The sequence below is a fragment of the Paenibacillus sp. AN1007 genome, assembly GCF_040702995.1.
Taxonomy (GTDB): domain Bacteria; phylum Bacillota; class Bacilli; order Paenibacillales; family Paenibacillaceae; genus Paenibacillus.
This window is the reverse complement of record NZ_CP159992.1, coordinates 5315463-5334448: the sequence shown is the minus strand read 5'-3', so window position 1 is coordinate 5334448 and position 18986 is coordinate 5315463. Positions and strand designations below refer to the sequence as shown.

Genomic DNA, 18986 nt, shown 5'->3' with positions numbered 1-18986 from the left:
TAAATTGACTTTTGGGAGGTGAACAGAGTATGGCTGCTGCGCCAGAAATTGATGATGAAACGTACCGCTTGATGTCTGAACTCGCTTATGAGCATGCAAAAGCTGGCACAGAATACGCAAATCTTCCGGGCTGGAAGGTGCTTGAGGAAACTCATGGAAATAAAAAATCCGGTTTTGATGCGGTGACCTTCTACAATCCCGAGACAAAACAAGCAGTCATTGCTTACCGGGGAACTGAAGGGAGTGCTCCGATAGACCGCAGCGGACCGGATTATTTTGCGGATGGGCAGATTGCTCTACCGGAACTTGGGAGAAAAATCAATCAAACAACTGACATAAGACCGGATTGGTTAGCCGATGGCATACAAAAGGTAAAGGACTTCACCGGCTTGACTACAGTGGAGAATTTTAAAGGCGAAATAGATAAACAGCTGGACAAAACATTGAATCCTTTACCTAATCAGATGTATGAAGCCGAAGACTATGCGACTAATATGCAAAAAAAATACAAGGATCTGGATTTCTCATTGACCGGCCATTCGCTTGGGGGTGGAAATGCCCAGTATGCGGCAGCTTCAACAGGATTGACAGCAGTCACCTTCAGTGCGCCTTCTGTCATCTCCAGCTTGACTCCAGCCTTGAGACGCAAGGCAGAGGAAGGCGGGTTTGATTCGCAGATCACCAATTTCGGGCATCCTGGCGATTTTGTGGCAAGCGGCTTCTTTGGTGGATACGATCGGCATGTGGGTTCGATGTATTATATCAACTCCAATTACAAAGATATGAATGACAACATGAGCATGATGGACAAATTTAATAATACCTTCGGTGGTAAAGAGTACCATGATTTGAAGCAGTATCAGTTTAAAAATGGGTATGTCTCTAACGATCTCTATGACTCGATCACTGGAGAAAAAATCAACTTTTCTCCTCGTGAACCCTCCAATGTTTTAACTGACCTCTCAGCCTTTGCACGAAATTTTGGAGCCTATACAGGCGGTCTAATGGGCGGAATCGCTTCAGCAGCATCCGGCCTGATTCAGGTAACGCCGGAGGAACTGAAAAGTGTAGCCTCCCGTTGGAAACAAAATGCCCAGCAGTGCAATGCCGAGCTGAATCAGGTACGGACACGAATGGCCCAGTATTTACATTCGAGTCGAAGCCGCAGACTGGAGCCGATTGTAACGCAGCTGGATGCATCCATCCAGGAGCTGAGCACATGGCATATGAAGCATACCAGCCAGTTCCTGACCTTTATTGATGAGAAGGCAGATGCTTTCCGGCAGGCGGATGAGAGTCCGGTTCATTTCAATTAGTGTCCGGTAATGGCCCGAGAAACGAAGATTCTACGTGAAGCGTGTCTACATGCATAGAGGGGGAGATACACAGATGAGCGGACAACTGCTGGTGGAACTGAATGACCTGCGGATCGCGGAAAAGGAGCTGTCGCAGCTGCTTGTTCGCCTGCAGGCGGACGAACAGGAGGCCAGAGCGCTTTACGGCCGACTCAACGATTGGAAAGGGCAGTCTGCTAACTATACGAGGCAGCAGATTGAAGAGTTCTTCGCAGGCCTCGCCAAGCGGATCCAATCGATCGAAATGCAGAAGCGAAGTTTGAACCAATATATCGAAGTGATGATTCAAACGGATCAGGAGCGCTGAAGATCAGCCAGGCAGATCTATCAAGAACGGCCCGGTTTGATTGGGACAACAAAAAAGGAGGCTGCAGCATAAACGGGGCAATCCCGTGTGCTGCAGCCTCCTTTGCTATTTATTTACTGTTTAACGCTTCTTACGGCGAGTTGCCAGTGCAATGCCCAGGAAGGACATGATTAGAGCCAGAATGGATACGATTAACGTCGCCTGCTGCAGTTTCAGCGTACCGGTGTCTGTATCTGTGTTGTTCGGTTGTCCTGTCACTGTATCAGAGAGGGCATCGCCCAGAGTGGTGTCATCATTTCCTTTTTTGCCGTCGGCTGCACCATCAGAAGCTGTGCCGTCGGTCTTGTCGCCAGCTGCACCTGCGCTGTCATGTCCATCACTGGCTGCAGCTGAACTGTCGTGGCCACCACCTGCGGCATTACCAGCAGCGGCAGGGTCATCGCTGATTGCTGTAATGCTGTGGGGATTGTTGTCCCCCGGCTTCCCCGTCCATTCTACAATGCTGCCGTCACTGTAATACTGGAACGCATCCCAAGCGACTTCTGCTGCCGTTTTCGGGTTTTGTGCAACAAAGTTAAACTGCTGGAACTGTCCAGCGAGAATACCCTGATTATCTCCGTCAATCTCCCAAGTAATCGAAGTTACTTCGTTAGAGTCATTCTTCTCGGTTGTGATCTTCCATCCTGCAAGCGGCTGATACTGCTTGAACGCAACTCCCTCTGGAATTTTAAGCGTAATTTTGGTGGTTGCCAGTTCTTTCTCAGACGGTATTTTAATCGTATAGGTCTGCCATGCACTGGTCTGTGCGGTAGACGGATTCACCGTGACGTGAGCGCTGGCCAAGCCGGAGACCAGCAGGAATGCTGCTGCACCTGCTGCCACAGTGGATGTAAGTTTGGATACCCATGATGTCTTCTTCAAAATCATAACCCCTCTCATTCTTCTGCTGTGAATTCATATATGTTTGATTCTATATGCGGACTGCTGCTATGGTCTGGATGTTTCAATCTCGAATTCGGCGTCTATCGCATCAAGTGATTTCGTCAGCGCATGGACCTTGATGTTCCATTTGCCGGGCATGGAGATATAATCTTCTGCTGCATACATTCCAGTATCATTCTTCGGAATGGTGATCTCGTAAATACCCATATCCATATCCAGGTGGGTGAGTGATAACGTCACCTGTTCCAAATTTTTGACGATGCTGCCGTCAGCCTGTTTAAAGCTGACTTTAAACTGATTCTCTCCCGTTACGTTAGGACTCACCTGAAGTGTAATCACGGAGCCGTCCTCTGTCGTCTGTGCGCCTTGATAAGGTCCTGCCGGAGCAGGCTGACCAGGAGACAGATGAGTAAGCACAGCCGCCAGTGCAAGGATGACGGCACCGGCAGCGAGTTCAATTTTCAAGCTGCGGGATAGACGGCTGCTAGCAGCTGCCTTTGCTCGCTTCGCGTGATAACCAGCGAAAACAAGCATTACAACAAGCAGCAGTATTTTGCCGATCAGCACAAGACCATACGCTGTCGTGAACAGGGAAGTCAGCAGCGGTGCGGGCAGGATAATTATACTGCTGTAGATGCCCGTAGCAACCAGAACAGCTACAGCACCGATGCCCCATGCTGTAAACCTTCTTAACGCCGCCCAGTAGACTTCGCCCCGCAGTTTCGCAGGTAATCGATCCGTAAGCGGCGGCAGGCATACCGCCATAGCAGCGAGAGCGCCAATCCAGAACGCTGCGGCAGCCAGGTGTACAAAGTCCATCGCAATGGCCAGTACACGCTGCTCGGCAGCAGCGGGATGGCCCGTCATGGCATGAGTAAGCAGCCAGCCCAGCACAAGCAGCAGTGATCCGTATGAGGACCAGATACGTACTCGTATGGAGCGGTCCAGATCATAGCCGGACAGCAGCGTGACGGCGATCAGCATCGCAATAAGCATCTGCAGCATCCAAATCTGACCGAAGGATGTCAGTTTGAGGGCGCTACCCATTAATGCCCAACTGAACTCGCCCAAAGTCACGCCAGACTCATACAGCGTATTTAGCGGAAGGCTCACCAGCGCGGCGAAGGATGCGGCAGCATAGCTGATCCAGAGCAGTTTATAGCTGCCTGGAGCTTCCATCGGTTCCCGAAGCAGCGAAGCGGGTGCAATTCGCAGCAGCAGGAAGGCCAGTGTGCCTAGAATGATGGACAGTCCCAGATACTGAATCCAGTCCGTGAAGGATACAATCCATTTCAACGGTCCGCCGGCTGCACCCGAACCGGAAGCCAGATCCTTCAGCCCGGCAGGCGCACCGGAAGGTTCACCAATGTGGAACATATATGCTCCGGAGATGGGATGACCATCGGCCGATACCGCCTTCCAGTTCACCGCGTATGTTCCATCTCCGAGTCCAGACTTCAAACCGGTTTCCAGAATATGCGGACGTTCCGGATCAATCTGCACGTTCCCATCACCCGCTTGGTTGCCATCAGGTCCGGTAATTTTAATATCATAAAAGGCCGTCTGCAGCGATTCGTTAAACTCCAGCGTCAGCCGCTGCGGCGCGGTCGCAAGCAGTTCATTTTCTTCCGGTGACGCCTTCACAATGTACGCATGGGCAGATGCCCACTGCGGCATCACAAGACAGAGCACCAACAGCAGACCTGTGAGCAGTGCCCAGTGGCGTTTGTTCCAGCGCGGGGTCAAAATTCTTACATTCAAAAAATCATCACCCTCAGGTTATAGATTTGCAGTTATATATCCATGATTTGTTCGTTCGCACACAATCTATACCATTATAACTTTGTCCAAAATGAAGGCGTATGACTACATTGGGCTATAAAAAATCATGGATTATCGCATATTTGTGACAAAAGCTTGAAATGCTGCACGCTCAGATGCAGTGCTGTTACATCCTGCACATCGTAAGCGGCAGATTTTATGATAGAATTCCCTATTCACTTGAAAACACTCTTATTTGCGAGGTTTGCGGCCGGCAAGTCCGCTCTCCAGCGCATAGCGAGTGAGCTGTACCCGGTTCTCCAGCTGCAGCTTCTGTAGAATGTTCTTTAGATGGTTCTTGACGGTCTGATCGGAGATGCCCAGCTGCTCGGCAATTTCACGATTGGTATATCCCGCAGATACCCATTGCAGAATCTCCAATTCCCGGGCTGTTAACGGATTTTCCTGTACATCCTCACTTCGAGGAGCGGGAAACTCCTGCAAAATTCGGTATGCCAGCTCCTTGCTGAGCGGTGCATCGTCACTGACAATGGCCCGCAGATATTCAAGCCAAGTTGAAGGAGATAAATTTTTGCGCAGATAACCTTGAGCCCCCTGCTTCAAAGCTTCAAAGAGGTAAGTGACATCATCCGAAACAGTAACCATCACGATAATAACGTAGGGGAAACGAAGTTTGATTTGCCGCGTTGCTTCCAATCCATCCATATCCGGCATCTGTACATCCATCAGTATCAGATCTGGCATCCACTGCTCGGTCAATTCCAGCGCTTCCTGTCCATTCTTTGCCGTACCAATGACTTCAAACAAGCTGTCCTCAGATAAAATGGTGCAGATCGCCTCACGCGCATGCGCATGATCGTCCACGACCAGTACACGTACCAGTTCCATCAATTCTGCCCCTTTCCAATGATCATTTGTGTATTACCTGGCGCTGAATCAAGCTTCAATTCCCAACCCATCTGCTCGGCTCGTTCCTTCGTAATTCTCAAGCCATAACGGTCTTTAAGCTGCAGTGGGTCTCCCTGAATGCCGACGCCATTGTCTTGAATGTGAACGGACCAGCGAGAGGCACTGCCTTCCGCGTGAACGCGCACCTGGGTGGCTTGGGCATGTTTGCGTACATTAAGCAGCGCTTCCCGTATGCAGGCCAGCAGCTCGACCTGTTCTTTTGCTGAGAAAGAAACTTCGGTGAGATGCCATGTAATATGAGCATCAGGGACCGTATCACTCACGATGGATTCAACCTGGGATTGCAGGGCAATGGCTTCGGGATCGGCAGCGGGAGAAGGTACATAACGCAGCTGGGCAATGGCTTGTCTTACATATGTATTGACTTCATGTACCGTTTTCTGGATATCGCGAATATCCTGCTCATGACGGGTACCAGCGAGGCTGCGCCCCGCTTTGTCTGTCTTCACGGAGAGCAGAAACAGAGACTGTGAAATGCCGTCATGCAGCTCCCGGGCAAGCTGGTCGCGGGCTTCAAGCGCAGTCTTGGATGCACGTTCCTGTTCCAGTGCGGCCCTTGCCCCCTCCAGCATGCGGAATAAACGGCTGAGGAGCGTTACACTGACAAAGTAAACGATCACAGGCGTCAGCCAGTTTCCGGCATCCATTGATAGATAAGGCATCAGAAACTGATGGCGAATATATTCCCACAACCCCACGGTGATGGTGGGAATCAGCAGGATCATCCATTTAATCTGTTTGTAGGACATCTGTATATAACTCCTTTTAAATAAAGATGAGTCTAATGGGACCATTATAACGCAACCTTGTCCAAGACCCTAGTCCGGGCAGTTTACAGGAAATCGGGCAGGATCAAAGAGTATTTAGAAGGATATCTAAGAACACTATGGGGTGAAATGCTGTCATGCTGGGTGAGGGTTCATGTGCTCGACTCAGGAGAGCTCTGCCCGTTTTCGATATGAAGCAAGGTCCTCTATACTTATATAGAACGCAAAATCATCACAAAACATGTTAAGGAGTGACGCAGCAGCATGAGTCAAGAAGTATTGGAACGTCGCAGTGAATTGCTTAAGAAGAACATTCACCAGATGCTTGTTCAAGACAATCAGCACGGGATCAGTCGCCAGGACAACATGTTTTTGCAGCAGATGATTAAAGAGCTGCATCAGACCTCGCATGAACTGAATACGATGAGCAGCACAGAGAGTTCACAGGACTGATTTATGGATGCATCCGATGCACCCTGGTCCAAGGCACACAACACATCACGATGAAAATGAAAATGGCGCTATCCCTGCATGGGGATAGCGCTTTGGCGTATTAGAAACGTTATTCTCTATTTTGGCTTACTGTAACAGTTGATGAGCCGTTCGTTTTTCAATATATCGAATAAATAACTCGGCGAGTTCCGGGTCAAATTGTGTACCTGAACAAGCTCGCAGTTCCTGTATGGCTTCGTCCACGTTTTTGGTTTGCTGATACGGACGCTCGGTTGTCATGGCATCAAAGGAATCAATCACGGTCAGCATGCGGCACAGCTTCGGAATTTCATGCCCCTTCAGGCCGTAAGGATATCCATGACCGTCGTAACGTTCGTGATGCAGTTCAATGTATGGGATCAGATCGGCGAAACGATCATTCGTCATTACCATTTTTTTGCCCCAGGTCACATGGCCTTTAATCGTATCCCATTCCTCTGAGGTGAGCTTCTCCTTTTTGTTCAGAATCGACCAGGGAATCTCCAGTTTGCCAATATCATGAATCAAGGCCCCGAGCACGAAGCGCCGTTTCTCTGCATTGTCCAGCTTGAGCACTTCACTGATATCCAGCGCGTATTTGTAGACCCGTTTGGAATGTTTGAACGTATCCATATCTTTGTATTGAAACAAATTGAGCTGCTGCTCAATATCGCGGACATCCTGAACCAGATCGATCTCGTGTTCCATACCGTCATTGCTTCCGTAACGGTGCACGTTATTTTTGCCCTGTTTTTTGGCATAGTAGAGCGCTTTGTCCGCCTGATCCACCAGTTGGGATTTGTTGTACATATCCACCTGATAGGAAGCAACCCCTGCTGAGAAGGAGAGACAACCGTGTGGTAATACCTCAACTCCTTCGAACGGTGTGTCGTTCAGCTGTTTGCGCATCTTGTTCATGAATTGATAAGACTCATCGAGTTCCATGCCCGGCATCAGCAGGGTGAATTCTTCTCCGCCGTAGCGAAATGCAGTAACCGGTGTGCCCTCGGTTTTGCGAATCAGAAAATCCCCGAGTAGTGCCAGCAGGCTGTCACCCTGAAGGTGGCCAAACTGATCATTATATTTTTTGAAATCATCAATATCAAGCAGTCCCAGACAGAGCGGGGTTCCCTGCGTGCGTGCTTTGTTCAGCTCTGTTTCCAGCATACTCTCGAAATAACTGTGATTGAACAGCCCTGTACGCTGGTCCGAATTGGCTTTTTCTTCGATAGACTGGTACATAATGAACAGCTGTTTAAACGCATGGGAGAGCAGGATGCTGAGACTCAGATATAGAAGAAGACCAAGCACGCCGTTATGTACGACCAGAATGGTGAGCACCAGTGCCAGAATAAGCGTACACAGATAAACGAGAAGCGACTCCGTCACGAATGCCCGTTTCATCTGCTGCAGCGCATCCTTGGTTGAGAAATGAAAGAACAATCCCAGCGTAATCGTGTTAATGATAAAATAAGCTGCCAGAGCTGCAAAATAAGGGAACAAGTTATAGCCATTGATCGCTCCACTCTGACCACCTGTCCATTCATACACCGCAGCAGCCCCGGTAATCATGAGGCTGTATATGCTGAAATTGACGATATGCTTCCACCAGGTAAGTTTGCGGTCTTTAATCAGCAGAATGATGGAAATCGGCAGCAGCACAGAGAGACTGAATGCCCCGCCGAACATAAATATACAGGCCAAATACACAGAGGAATCCATCGATTGCTGGTTGCCCTTCGGGGGAATCTGGAATGTAAAGTAGTCGAGGATCAGCGCGGCTCCCAGCATGGTATATACCATGACCCAGTCGGCTGTAGTCAGGTGCAGATAGGACCACTGGTTCATATAGATAAAAACGCCAATCCCGGTGCAGCTGAGCAGAGTAACATACATCATACTTCGATCTGCCTTACGGATAAGGTTGCGAATAAAGTTCATATTAAATCTCCTGCTTGGGTTTAGTTATCTCGTGATGTTATCTATAAATGAATGATGCCGCTCCTCTAATTGGGTTAACGTATGAATGGCTCATTCCATTTATATTGGTTATTCTTGTATAGACATATACTATATGTTTTTTAACATAACAAGATCGTTCCCAAAAATCCAGCAAGAAAAAACAGGCCGCTCGCAGCCTGTTTGTCTGGTTTGGCAGTGATACTAGCCGCCAAGCTTGTATCCCGAAGTTAGTGCTACAACGACAGAAGCTACGATGATTGCGTTGATGACAATACGGGAATATTTGATACCCTCGAATTTCTTCACGGAAAAGACCTCCCTTCCTTGGAATCTGTCCGATCCTCACGGGGTTGGGGATACTTCTGCTGACGTCACATCTTTTTTGCTTCGATTCACCATCATGTACTGAATAAACAGAAATATGCCCACATTCATCACGACATCACCGATGCTGATGACCTGTGTCCGTGGATAAGGACTTGAGAGCGGAATGATATCACCGAGAAAAGAAAGATGAGTTGACGCATCCATCATAAAATGTTTGGACACAGCTCCGCCTTCCCGAAGCAGATCAACATAATAGGGGCCGAGCACAGCAGAAGCTTCCACTGAAACAGGCATGCGGCCTCCATTGACAGCCATCACCATAAAATTGAGAAACACCCCGATCCAAATCAGTGTGAAACCCCGGTGCTGTCTGTTAAGCCATAAAAAGATGAGGCCGGTAACGTAAACGGCTGCAAACAGATAACCATTAATGGATGCTACCCAGTTCCATCGTTCCTGCATATAAAAAATGCCAAACTGAAAGAGTAACAGCAGTGGAAAGACCCAGCCGCCGCGCAGCTGGAGTGCTGCAAACTGGTTGAGCCCATAACGGACTCCACCCCTGAACAGACCAACAATCAAGCCGATCAAAATACCGTCGTATACCATGTTTAACCCCTGTTCTTGCGGAGATGTGCAGCGTTACTTGCGTGTTTGTGTACATAAGACATTCGACCTGATATTGGCAATTCCTGCATTTGTAAAATGATTTTTAAGAAGAATTTTGCAAAAGCATACGAAAAAGCCGCCTTCCCGAGCAATAAAGGTCGAAACCTGAATCCAAATCGGTGAAGACGGCTGTATATTCTGCTAAAAAAAGAGCATATGATTCATGTTTTTTCAATCGATGTTTACTCGGAACCCCCGTTCAAATAATTGAAGAAAGGCTGGTCCACCCAAAAGTTGTACGAGGTGATATTTGCTTCAGGAGCCAGCTTGCGGAATCCTTCCTGAATCGATTTGGCGTTCTCTTTAAGCGAGAAGGATTGAGCATAGTAATGACCGAGCGAGATTTTGTTGTTTGTAATAACCGGATAGTTAGCCAGTGCAGTTGGTGAATAATACAGCGGCTGCCACCAAGAGTTGATAATCAGCGGGGATTGGCTGCTGCTGTTCTTTTTTGCATACTGCAGAACGATGTCATTGAAACGTGATTTGTCAGAAGTGTTGTTAAACTCGAACTGAATGTCATATTCCTTTGCATACGCAATATAATTGCCATTTTCGATCTGTGTAACTTTGTAGTCAGGTGTTTCTTTTGGCTCGCCCCACTCTTTCAAATAAATAAAGGCAGATGTTTTCGGCTGGAACTGCACATGGGCATTAATGCCTTCACTGCGAAGCAGACCGATGAGCTGCACTGCATGTTTAATGCTGTCATGCCCGTATGTCAGGGTCAATTGATCAATAAAGTTGGAATCGAACCGGCTGTCCTTCAGATTATAACCTGTAACCAGGTTTTCCCGCAGTGCCTGATCGACAATTTTTCTGAGGTCAGGAGCTTCGATCAGATCGGCCGTGCGATATGCAGCATTCAGCTTGGCATAGATGTCGGCATCACCGGAACGACCGATTTCGTTTTTGTATTTACCTTGGCTTACCAGCACACGACCGAGCAAAATGTTCGCTGCATCGGTGGTTGCCAGGCCGCCTCTTTGAATTGCGGGGTACAGACTCTCAGGAACCAGTCCTGTGTCAATGGCTGCAGCCAGTTCCTGCTCCGCTTGTCCCTGCAGACGGTAAGGCTTAATGCCAGCTTTGGCAAGAGCTTTAGCCGTTTTGTCTGCGGGATAGGTGTAAGCGAGTTCTTTGAAGCCGGCTGCTTTCACGGCGATGAAGACCGCTGAGTATATGCTCAGCAGTTCCTCAGCATGAACTTCGGTAGTTGATAAAACCCCGTTATTAAAGAGGGCAGCAGCCGCATCATAAGCGTCATCACCAGGTTTCAGATCGCTAAAGGCAGGCGTTTGTGCGTCATCCGCATCTGCAATGGATGCGGAACTTGCTTCCAGGATAGCTGCAGTGGCTTTGATAAAATCACCCTTGGTGGTTTCCTTTGGCAGTTCAATGCCATACTTGGCCTGCAGGAATTGGGCGAAATCTGCCGCTGCAGTCTCCGTGGAACCTGCGGGGGCTTTCTCTTTTACTGCAGGCGTTTTCACATTTATTGTTGTTTTGGGAGCAATCGGAGCGGCGGATGCTGGAGAAGCTGAAGCAGGCAGGCTGAGGCTGCCAAGGGTTACCGGAGCGGCGAGCAGAGCCGCCAGTGTGATCTGGGTGATTTTTTTCAAATGAATGCCTCCTTAGAAATAGTTGAAAATGATAGAGATATACAATATAATTCTGACAAATCCTATCAGAATAGAATAATTGGATTGACTTTAGCACGGAGTCGCGCCAAATGTCAACGGAAAAAAACCGCCACAGCAGGTCTTCCAATGGCTGGAAATCCCTTCTTCTGTGATGATCTTCCATATGAGTGTAAACGCTGAAAGTTTTATTGACAAGGATCGACATTATCCGCTAGGATATAAAAAAAGATTATTGAAAAGGGGAATTTTCGAAAATGAAAAGAGGTTTATCGTTCGTCTTATCAATTGTAATGTTGGCTATTTTGCTGGCTGCTTGTGGGAATTCGGCTTCTAAAGACGAACAATCAACTCAATCTGCTCAAGGCAGCAATTCTGAGAAATCCCTGCGGATGGCATTGGTACTTCCTGAAAAAATAGGGGTTAACCCTTTCTTTGTACAAATGGATGAAGGCTTCAAAAAAGCAGGTCAAGAGTTCAAGGTCGATACGAAAACGATCGAATCTACAGACCCTGCAGCATTCGAGCAAAATCTTCGTGCAGCTGTTGCTGAGAACTACGATCTGATTATTACAGCAACGTTCCAAGCAGAGGATGCATTGAAAAAGGTAGCTGCCGAGAATCCAAACAAATCGTTTGCGATTGTAGACACAACGGTTGATCTGCCTAACGTTCGCAGCGTTGGTTTCCGTGAGTATGAAGGAGCGTACCTGCTGGGCGCGGCTGCCGGACTTTCCACGAAAACAGACAAAGTGGGCATGATCGCTGCAATGGACGTGCCTTTGATCAAGAAATATACAGAAGGTTTCAAAGCGGGTCTGGAATCCGTTAATCCCAAAGCAGAATTCCTTGTGAACTATGTCGGTGGTTTCAATGACCCGGCCAAAGCTAAAGAACTGGCGCTGGTGCAGTTCGGCAAAGGCGCTGACTTCATCGCAGGCGCATCGGCTGTAGGCGATCTCGGTGTGTTCGAAGCTGCCAAAGAAAAAGGCTTCTACACTTCCGGACAAGATACGGACCGTACGGTAGAAGATCCCGAGCATATCGTTCTTTCCCAGTTGAAATCCACCGATACGGTTGCTTATGAGACGGTGAAGGATTTTGTGGAAGGCAAATTCAAAGCAGGTGCAGTGAATTACGGCCTGAAAGAAGACGGTGTAGGTCTGACTTACGTTACGCGTGACAGTGAATCTCCGCTGAATGCATTTGTTGGACAAGAGGTTATCGACAAAGTAAAAGCAATTAAAGAGGATATCGTATCCGGCAAAATTGTCGTTAAAGATCCACTGCAGCAGTAGTTTTATAAATGTCCCTTCATGGGTGAAAAAGAAGTTTATAGCCGGCTGCCCAACCAGGCAGCCGGTTTTGCTGCTGTTTACAGTGACCTTATATGTTGAACTGAACGTTTACACAATAACGGAGAGGACAGAAGAAACCTGGAGAAGCGAAGCGGTTGCCTAAAAGCTTTCTGCAAGAAAGCTGCATCGTAAGCATACGCTTATCCCTGGATTTTCTCCTTATAAGAGGGAGTTCAAAAATATCCGGGGATAACAAGCGATCGAAAGGTTGTTCTGTCATCGGAGTGCCCAGTGTAACCATTTCACGTTGAACTAATATCAACCGAGAGGAGCGAACGCAAGATATGCTGTTGGAGATGGAGCAAATTACGAAGAAGTACGGCAGCTTCACGGCGAACAAGGATATCCATTTTAATCTGCGCGAGGGGGAGATTCATGCCCTTGTTGGAGAGAATGGGGCGGGGAAGACGACTTTAATGCGTATGCTGTACGGGATGGAACAGCCCACGTCAGGCACGATCAAAGTTCGTGGGCGCGAGGTGAGCTTTGCTGCACCGTCTCAGGCCATGGCCAGCGGGATTGGTATGGTGCATCAGCATTTTATGCTTTTTCCTTCCTTTACGGTGGCTGAGAATATTGTTATTGGACGTGAACCTGCAGCGGCAGGGGTATTTGACCGAAAAAAAGCAGCGGCACAGGTCAATGAATTAGGCAGAAAATATGGCATGCCGGTAGATCCGTGGAAAAAAGTGGGTGAATGCCCGCTTGGTATGCAGCAGCGCGTAGAAATTCTTAAGGTGCTGCATCAGGGAGCAGACATCATTATATTGGATGAACCTTCGGCGGTGCTCACTCCGCTCGAAGTGAAAGAGCTGCTGGCAAACATGAAATCACTCGCGAAGCTGGGCAAAACGTTCGTTATCATCACACACAAGCTGCAGGAGGTCATGGATGCTGCGGATCGAATCACTGTACTTCGAGATGGACAAGTCACAGGTATATTAGAAACGAAGGATACGAATGTGGAGGAGCTGTCACGCCTGATGGTGGGACGTGAACTGGTGAGGATGGACAAGCCGGCATCTGTTCCGGGAGAAGCTGTGCTTCAGGTGGAAGCCGTTCAACTCTCGGGAGGCAAAGACCGATCTGCACTGAAAGACATTCACATGCAGGTTCGCAAAGGTGAAGTGGTCGGGGTTGCAGGCATCTCCGGCAATGGTCAATCCGAATTGATTCAAATCATCGCTGGGCTGCGGAAGCCGGATGGAGGCCGCGTGCTTTTATCCGGACAGGACACGACCAACTGGCCCGTTCGCCGTATCCGTGAGCATGGGCTGGCGCATATACCGGAAGACCGCTATATGTGGGGCGCGGCGAAGGATGCCAGCGTGAAAGAGAATGGACTGATGGGACACCATCATCGGTTGCAGAAGCGGGGCATGATCAAGGCCAAAGCGGCCAAAGCGATGGTGGAGAGCTGGATCAAACAGTTCAGTATTAAAACAGGTTCCGCGGAAACGAAAGCACAATTCCTCTCAGGCGGTAATCTGCAGAAGCTGATTGCAGCGCGTGAGTTTGCACAGGATACACCGTTCATGATTGCAGCTGAGCCTACACGGGGAGTGGATATCGGTGCGATGGAAACGATTCATGCCGAATTGCTGCGCAAACGAAATGAAGGTGCAGGCATCCTGCTGATCTCATCTGAACTGTCGGAGATTTTGCAGTTATCGGATCGCATTATTGTGATGTATGAAGGTGAGATTGCCGGGGAACTTGAGGCGGCAGAAGCGACAGAGGAACAGATCAGTTTGTTAATGGCAGGGGGGAGAGAGCGGGTATGAATCGGGTAAAAGAAACACTTCGCGGACTTGTACAGCCGCTGCTTGCCGTACTGATCGGCTTGCTCGCCGGAGCGGTCGCCATTCTGGTTGTTGGCGGTAGCGTGGTGGATACGTACGCCGAGATGTGGAAGGGTGCCTTCGGTAACTTCTACTTCTTCACCAATACATTGGCACGTGCAACGCCGATTATCTTGGCGGGACTTGGCGTAGCGCTGGCATTCCGTGCAGGATTTTTCAACATGGGCGCGGAAGGTCAGATGATTCTGGGCGGACTCAGTGCGGCACTTACGGCGCTTTATCTGCCAGGGCCGGGCTGGTTCGTATGTATTGCTGCCATTCTGGCGGGAATTATCGCTGGTGGTGTGTGGTCTCTTTTTGCAGGCTGGCTGGACGCACGCTTTGGTATGAATTTGCTGATTACAACACTGCTGCTCAACTATATCGCAACCTACTTTGGCGGATACATGGTTTCGTATCCATTCAAAGATCGCACAGGATCAGCCGCGATGGCGCAGACGCCAATGATCGATCAGAGCATCTGGCTTCCGAAGCTGTTTCAGGGTATGGGACTGCACGCAGGCTTCATTATAGCGATTGCAGCCGCAATACTAATCTATTGGTTTACGCATAAAACGGTGACGGGTTATGAAATTCGCATGCTCGGCAGCAATCCGTCATTTGCGGCATATGGCGGTGTACGCCGTATTCGTATGATGATGCTGTCCATGGTGATCAGCGGCGGCCTTGCTGGACTCGCAGGTGCCGGAGAAGTACTCGGTACACAGTACCGTTTCCTGGATGGCTCGTTATCCTCGGCAAGTTATGCGTGGAGCGGCATCATGGCTACACTGCTTGCACGCTCCCATCCACTTGGTACAGCTGTAGCGGCTGTTTTGCTGGCGGCTTTGCAGACAGGTGCGATGGGCATGGAGCGGAACACAGATGTACCACTGGAGGTCGGCAGTGTGATTCAGGCTGTCCTTACATTATTTGTTTCGGCACAGATCGGTTATTCCTTCCTGAAGCGGAGAAAGGAGAAAAAGTCCAATGCAGCAGCTGTTTGATGCAGCCATGTTTGGCTCAACCCTGCGGATCATGACGCCGATTCTGCTTGCGGCACTCGGCGGTGCTTTATGCTCTCGTGTAGGCCTGTTTAACGTGGGTCTGGAAGGACTCGTGCTGATCGGAGCATTCTCTGCAATTGTAGGTAACTATTTATTCGGCAATGTACTGATGGCGGTATTATTCTCGATTATTATCGTGATGCTGTTCTCAGCGCTCTTCGCGTTTATAAGTATTAATCTGAAGGCCAATGCCATTGTGGTCGGTATATCCCTGAACTTCCTGGCGGCGGGACTCACGACCTTTGCCCTGCGGGCAATCTTCGATGTAAAAGGTGCATACTACGATAAGGATATGGTCGGACTCCCGAAATGGGATATTCCGCTGATCAAGGATATACCATGGGTGGGTACGGTGTTATCGGGCCATAGTCCGCTCGTATATCTCGGGATTATTATTGTCATTGCGCTGCAGTTCTATCTGTTCAAAAGTGTGTCCGGCTTCCGTCTGCGTTCTGTGGGAGAGAATCCGATCGCAGCTCAGAGCATCGGCATCAAGGTTCGCGGCATTCAATATGGCGCTGTGCTGATGTGCGGTGTACTGTGTGCACTGGCTGGAGCACAGCTGTCGCTTGGTCAGGTGACGATGTTTACGGAAGGCATGACGGCAGGCCGCGGTTTCATCGCTTTGGTTGCTACCATGCTGGGCCAGGCCAATCCGCTCGGCGTGATGGGGTCCAGCGTGCTGTTTGGTTTCATGGAAGCACTGAGTATCCGTCTGCAGGGTTTCTCCCTGCCAACGCATTTCACCATGATGCTGCCGTATATTGTAACGCTGGTAGCGATGTTCTTCTTCAAAGACAGAACGTATGCTCAAGATGCATTGAAAGCAGGAGGAAGCTCGCGTTAATCCTGTTGTGAAGCCTAGCTATGATAGGATAGATATGTGAGTAACGGTTTCAGCTGCATAGCGACATCGTGAACAAAGGAGGAATCAGGGACGTGCATAACAAAGCTGAACGTTTGAAAAAAACGAAAACACCGTCACCGAAAGTTGGCACCGATTACGGAGATCGGCTGCCGCCAGGCCAGATGCTGACGGAGAAATTTCCGATTCTGCATGAAGGCGAAGTGCCGGAATATGACCTCTCCACGTGGGATTTGAAGGTTTTTGGTGAGGTCGAAGAAGAGAAAGTGTTCTCTCTGGCTGAGCTTCAGGCGATGCCGCAGGTGAGCATGGTGAGTGACATTCACTGTGTTACCCGTTGGTCGAAGTTCGATACACCATGGGAGGGTATCCGGTTCTCCGAATTTATCAAGCTGCTCGGCGTTAAGCCGGAGGCAAAGTATGTCATGATTCACGCGGATCATGATTACGAAACGAATGTGCCGCTTGAAGAGCTGATGCATGATGATGTACTGCTTGCGTTCAAATATAACGGTGAGCCGCTTACGCCGAAACATGGGTTTCCGCTGCGTTTAGTCGTGCCTCAGCTGTATTTTTGGAAAAGTGCGAAGTGGGTACGCGGACTGGAGTTCATGACAGAGGATCGCAACGGCTTCTGGGAAAGCAACGGCTTCCACCATTTTGCCGATCCGTTCAAGGAACAGCGTTTTTCGGGTGAGGATCTGCCGATTCCTGAGGATGAGTGGACAAAAAAGGAGTTTGATTAATATGTTAATGCCGATTTTGCAGATTCATTCCGAAGATATGCCCGCCTATGCTGTCGTGTGCGGTGATCCCGCCCGTGCGGAGAAGATTTCCCGCAAGCTGGAGGATGTCAGAGAGCTGGCATTCAGCCGTGAATATCGTACATTTATAGGTGTGTATGAAGGGGTTCAGATGGCTGTGGTCAGTCATGGCGTCGGTTCGCCGGGTGCAGCTGTATGCTTCGAGGAGCTGATTCGTGCAGGAGTGAAAACTCTGATTCGTGTGGGCACAGCAGGCTCATATACAGCTGATTATCCGGCAGGCAGCGTTATTGTCAGCACAGCGGCTGTGCGCTCTGACGGGCTGACACGTCAGCTCGTACCGGACGGTTTCCCGGCTGTGGCGGATATTGATGTAACCAGTGCATTGGTCGCTGCTGCTCGTAAGGTGGGCAGTGGCGCAGGGGAAGCATCAAGTGCCGGGACGGGAACAGAGGCTGAGGCAGGATCATTCACTAGTACAGGGACGACCAAGGTTGGTGTGGGAATAACGGTGACACTGGACGCATTCTTCACAGGCGTGGAGGAGATTCCACATCGTAAATATAAGCTGGCTGGAGCGCTGGCCGCGGAGATGGAGATTGCAGCACTCTATATCGTAAGTACGCTTCGCGGTGCACGGGCTGGAGCGATCGTAGCGATCGACGGCTTCGCAGACAGTGATCTTGCTGCCGAGTATGATCCGCATACCGATGCGGTTGCCAAGGCTGTAGAGCTCGAGATCGAAGCCGCACTATGTGCGCTCGCAGCCCTTGCTCGTCAGGATCAGCTGCAGCACTAGTACAATAGAACATACGAAAATAGGCGTCCCTTAAGGTCAGAAGCTTGACCAGGGACGCCATTTTATTATTATCCAAGATGAGTGTGTCAGAGAGAAGGGGGGAACCGTCTATCTCCAACTTCATCAAAATTACACTGTTTCAAATGTTGTTTGAAGCTCCTCTCGTTTAACGAGAGTTCTTCTTAATTATATACGATCTGAATGGAGTAGAAGACACCGTCCGAATTGAAATGGCCTTCTACAGTAGGTTCACCTTCTTTGGTGAATGTGACAAGATCTGAAGGCAGCGCTTCTTTTTTCACCATATGACCATTCAGATCCAAACCGAGCAGCAGCTCTGCTTGTGCCACGCCGCTATCTTGTAATTGTCTGATCGAAATCTTCTTCATTTTTTTGTGATATTCATCAATAGCTTTCTGTCCTTTGTTAAACAAGTCATCGGCGAGTGCTCTGGCATTAACACCAACAACCTTATGCGTGGCTTGATCCACGCTAATCCACGTCCCGTAATCTTCGTTTGTATACATAAATTCAAGAATTTGATGATTCCCTTTGTGCTGCAGCACAGCACCGTTCAGCTCTCCCATAGGTAAATCCAGTTTGCCGAACACCTCTTCCGCTGCTTTGATGTCCTGTTCGTTTACATCTTCAAAGGATATATTTTCTTGGGTGTAGCTGAGCTTGTTCTTTTCAAAGAAATAAGAGATTTCATCCTCTTGAATATGTCCCGAACGAATATTTCCCTTTAAGTCGACCAGTAATTGGCTTGGGAAAGGGGTACCAAGGACATTAAAATCCCAACCGATTCCTTCGAGATAACTGCCTTTATCCAACTTGTACGCTTTGTTGGTCAACTTTTGGAGTGTTTGTTCTACTTTTTTGACCACGGCTGCCGGTGCTTTTTTATTTTTGTTTGTTTCTGCTGGTGCAGTAACCGTCGTGGACCCTTCAGTTTTGGCTTTCGCTGCGTCTGCCGATGATGGCAGTGCTGCAAGGGATACGGTGCCGATCATGCCTGCAAGAGCAATGGAACTTAATACTTTGTACATTGGTTTCACGATAGATACCTCCATGTGTAAATTGTTTGTTCATCTATACAAC

The 18986-nt window shown here is 49.0% G+C and carries 17 protein-coding genes; 9 read left to right on the top strand and 8 right to left on the bottom strand.

Annotated elements, in window-relative coordinates:
- Positions 1-29: 29 nt before the first annotated feature.
- Positions 30-1316: a hypothetical protein gene (locus ABXS70_RS23890; RefSeq protein WP_366291351.1), complete on the top strand. Its 1287-nt coding sequence runs from the start codon at positions 30-32 to the stop codon at positions 1314-1316.
- 73 nt (positions 1317-1389) lie between these two features.
- Positions 1390-1662 (top strand): hypothetical protein, encoded by a 273-nt coding sequence (locus tag ABXS70_RS23885; protein ID WP_342553920.1) that lies wholly within the window; start codon positions 1390-1392, stop codon positions 1660-1662.
- A gap of 120 nt (positions 1663-1782) precedes the next feature.
- Here ABXS70_RS23885 and ABXS70_RS23880 read toward each other — a convergent pair whose 3' ends face one another.
- The 4 genes from ABXS70_RS23880 to ABXS70_RS23865 all read right to left on the bottom strand — a co-directional run bounded on the left by ABXS70_RS23880 (position 1783) and on the right by ABXS70_RS23865 (position 6104).
- Positions 1783-2589, bottom strand: a complete 807-nt coding sequence (locus tag ABXS70_RS23880; RefSeq protein WP_342553921.1) for a YcnI family protein — start codon at positions 2587-2589, stop codon at positions 1783-1785.
- Positions 2590-2649: 60 nt separating this feature from the next.
- Positions 2650-4365, bottom strand: coding sequence for a copper resistance protein CopC (locus ABXS70_RS23875; protein ID WP_366291347.1), 1716 nt, complete (start codon positions 4363-4365; stop codon positions 2650-2652).
- A 252-nt stretch (positions 4366-4617) separates the two neighbouring features.
- Positions 4618-5274 (bottom strand): response regulator transcription factor, encoded by a 657-nt coding sequence (locus tag ABXS70_RS23870; protein ID WP_366291344.1) that lies wholly within the window; start codon positions 5272-5274, stop codon positions 4618-4620.
- Positions 5274-6104 (bottom strand): histidine kinase, encoded by an 831-nt coding sequence (locus ABXS70_RS23865; protein WP_366291341.1) that lies wholly within the window; start codon positions 6102-6104, stop codon positions 5274-5276. Before ABXS70_RS23865 ends, ABXS70_RS23870 begins: the two co-directional genes overlap by 1 nt.
- A 282-nt stretch (positions 6105-6386) precedes the next feature.
- Here ABXS70_RS23865 and ABXS70_RS23860 point away from each other — a divergent pair, with 282 nt between their 5' ends.
- Positions 6387-6575: a hypothetical protein gene (locus tag ABXS70_RS23860; RefSeq protein WP_342553925.1), complete on the top strand. Its 189-nt coding sequence runs from the start codon at positions 6387-6389 to the stop codon at positions 6573-6575.
- A gap of 126 nt (positions 6576-6701) precedes the next feature.
- Here the strand turns inward: ABXS70_RS23860 and ABXS70_RS23855 are convergent, their stop codons facing one another.
- From ABXS70_RS23855 to ABXS70_RS23845, 3 genes are all read right to left on the bottom strand, one after another.
- Positions 6702-8534 (bottom strand): diguanylate cyclase, encoded by a 1833-nt coding sequence (locus tag ABXS70_RS23855; RefSeq protein ID WP_366291338.1) that lies wholly within the window; start codon positions 8532-8534, stop codon positions 6702-6704.
- A 363-nt stretch (positions 8535-8897) separates the two neighbouring features.
- Positions 8898-9491, bottom strand: coding sequence for a DUF5317 domain-containing protein (locus ABXS70_RS23850; protein ID WP_342553927.1), 594 nt, complete (start codon positions 9489-9491; stop codon positions 8898-8900).
- 242 nt (positions 9492-9733) lie between these two features.
- Positions 9734-11173 carry a hypothetical protein gene (locus tag ABXS70_RS23845; RefSeq protein ID WP_366291335.1) on the bottom strand — a complete coding sequence of 480 codons (1440 nt, stop codon included), beginning with the start codon at positions 11171-11173 and terminating at the stop codon, positions 9734-9736.
- Positions 11174-11448: 275 nt separating this feature from the next.
- Here ABXS70_RS23845 and ABXS70_RS23840 point away from each other — a divergent pair, with 275 nt between their 5' ends.
- The 6 genes from ABXS70_RS23840 (at position 11449) to ABXS70_RS23815 (ending at position 17885) form a co-directional block, all read left to right on the top strand.
- Positions 11449-12489 carry a BMP family protein gene (locus ABXS70_RS23840; protein ID WP_342553929.1) on the top strand — a complete coding sequence of 347 codons (1041 nt, stop codon included), beginning with the start codon at positions 11449-11451 and terminating at the stop codon, positions 12487-12489.
- A 344-nt stretch (positions 12490-12833) separates the two neighbouring features.
- On the top strand, positions 12834-14333 hold the full coding sequence (locus ABXS70_RS23835) for an ABC transporter ATP-binding protein (RefSeq protein WP_342553930.1): 1500 nt from the start codon (positions 12834-12836) through the stop codon (positions 14331-14333).
- Entirely contained in the window at positions 14330-15397 is a 1068-nt protein-coding gene (locus ABXS70_RS23830; protein WP_342553931.1) for an ABC transporter permease, read from the top strand. The genes ABXS70_RS23835 and ABXS70_RS23830 overlap by 4 nt, the downstream gene beginning before the upstream one ends.
- Positions 15381-16304 carry an ABC transporter permease gene (locus tag ABXS70_RS23825; RefSeq protein ID WP_342553932.1) on the top strand — a complete coding sequence of 308 codons (924 nt, stop codon included), beginning with the start codon at positions 15381-15383 and terminating at the stop codon, positions 16302-16304. Before ABXS70_RS23830 ends, ABXS70_RS23825 begins: the two co-directional genes overlap by 17 nt.
- A 92-nt stretch (positions 16305-16396) precedes the next feature.
- Entirely contained in the window at positions 16397-17068 is a 672-nt protein-coding gene (locus tag ABXS70_RS23820; protein WP_342553933.1) for a sulfite oxidase-like oxidoreductase, read from the top strand.
- A 1-nt stretch (position 17069) separates the two neighbouring features.
- On the top strand, positions 17070-17885 hold the full coding sequence (locus ABXS70_RS23815; protein ID WP_366291329.1) for a nucleoside phosphorylase: 816 nt from the start codon (positions 17070-17072) through the stop codon (positions 17883-17885).
- A 182-nt stretch (positions 17886-18067) separates the two neighbouring features.
- Here the strand turns inward: ABXS70_RS23815 and ABXS70_RS23810 are convergent, their stop codons facing one another.
- Positions 18068-18943 (bottom strand): hypothetical protein, encoded by an 876-nt coding sequence (locus tag ABXS70_RS23810; RefSeq protein ID WP_342553935.1) that lies wholly within the window; start codon positions 18941-18943, stop codon positions 18068-18070.
- Between the last annotated feature and the right edge of the window lie 43 nt (positions 18944-18986).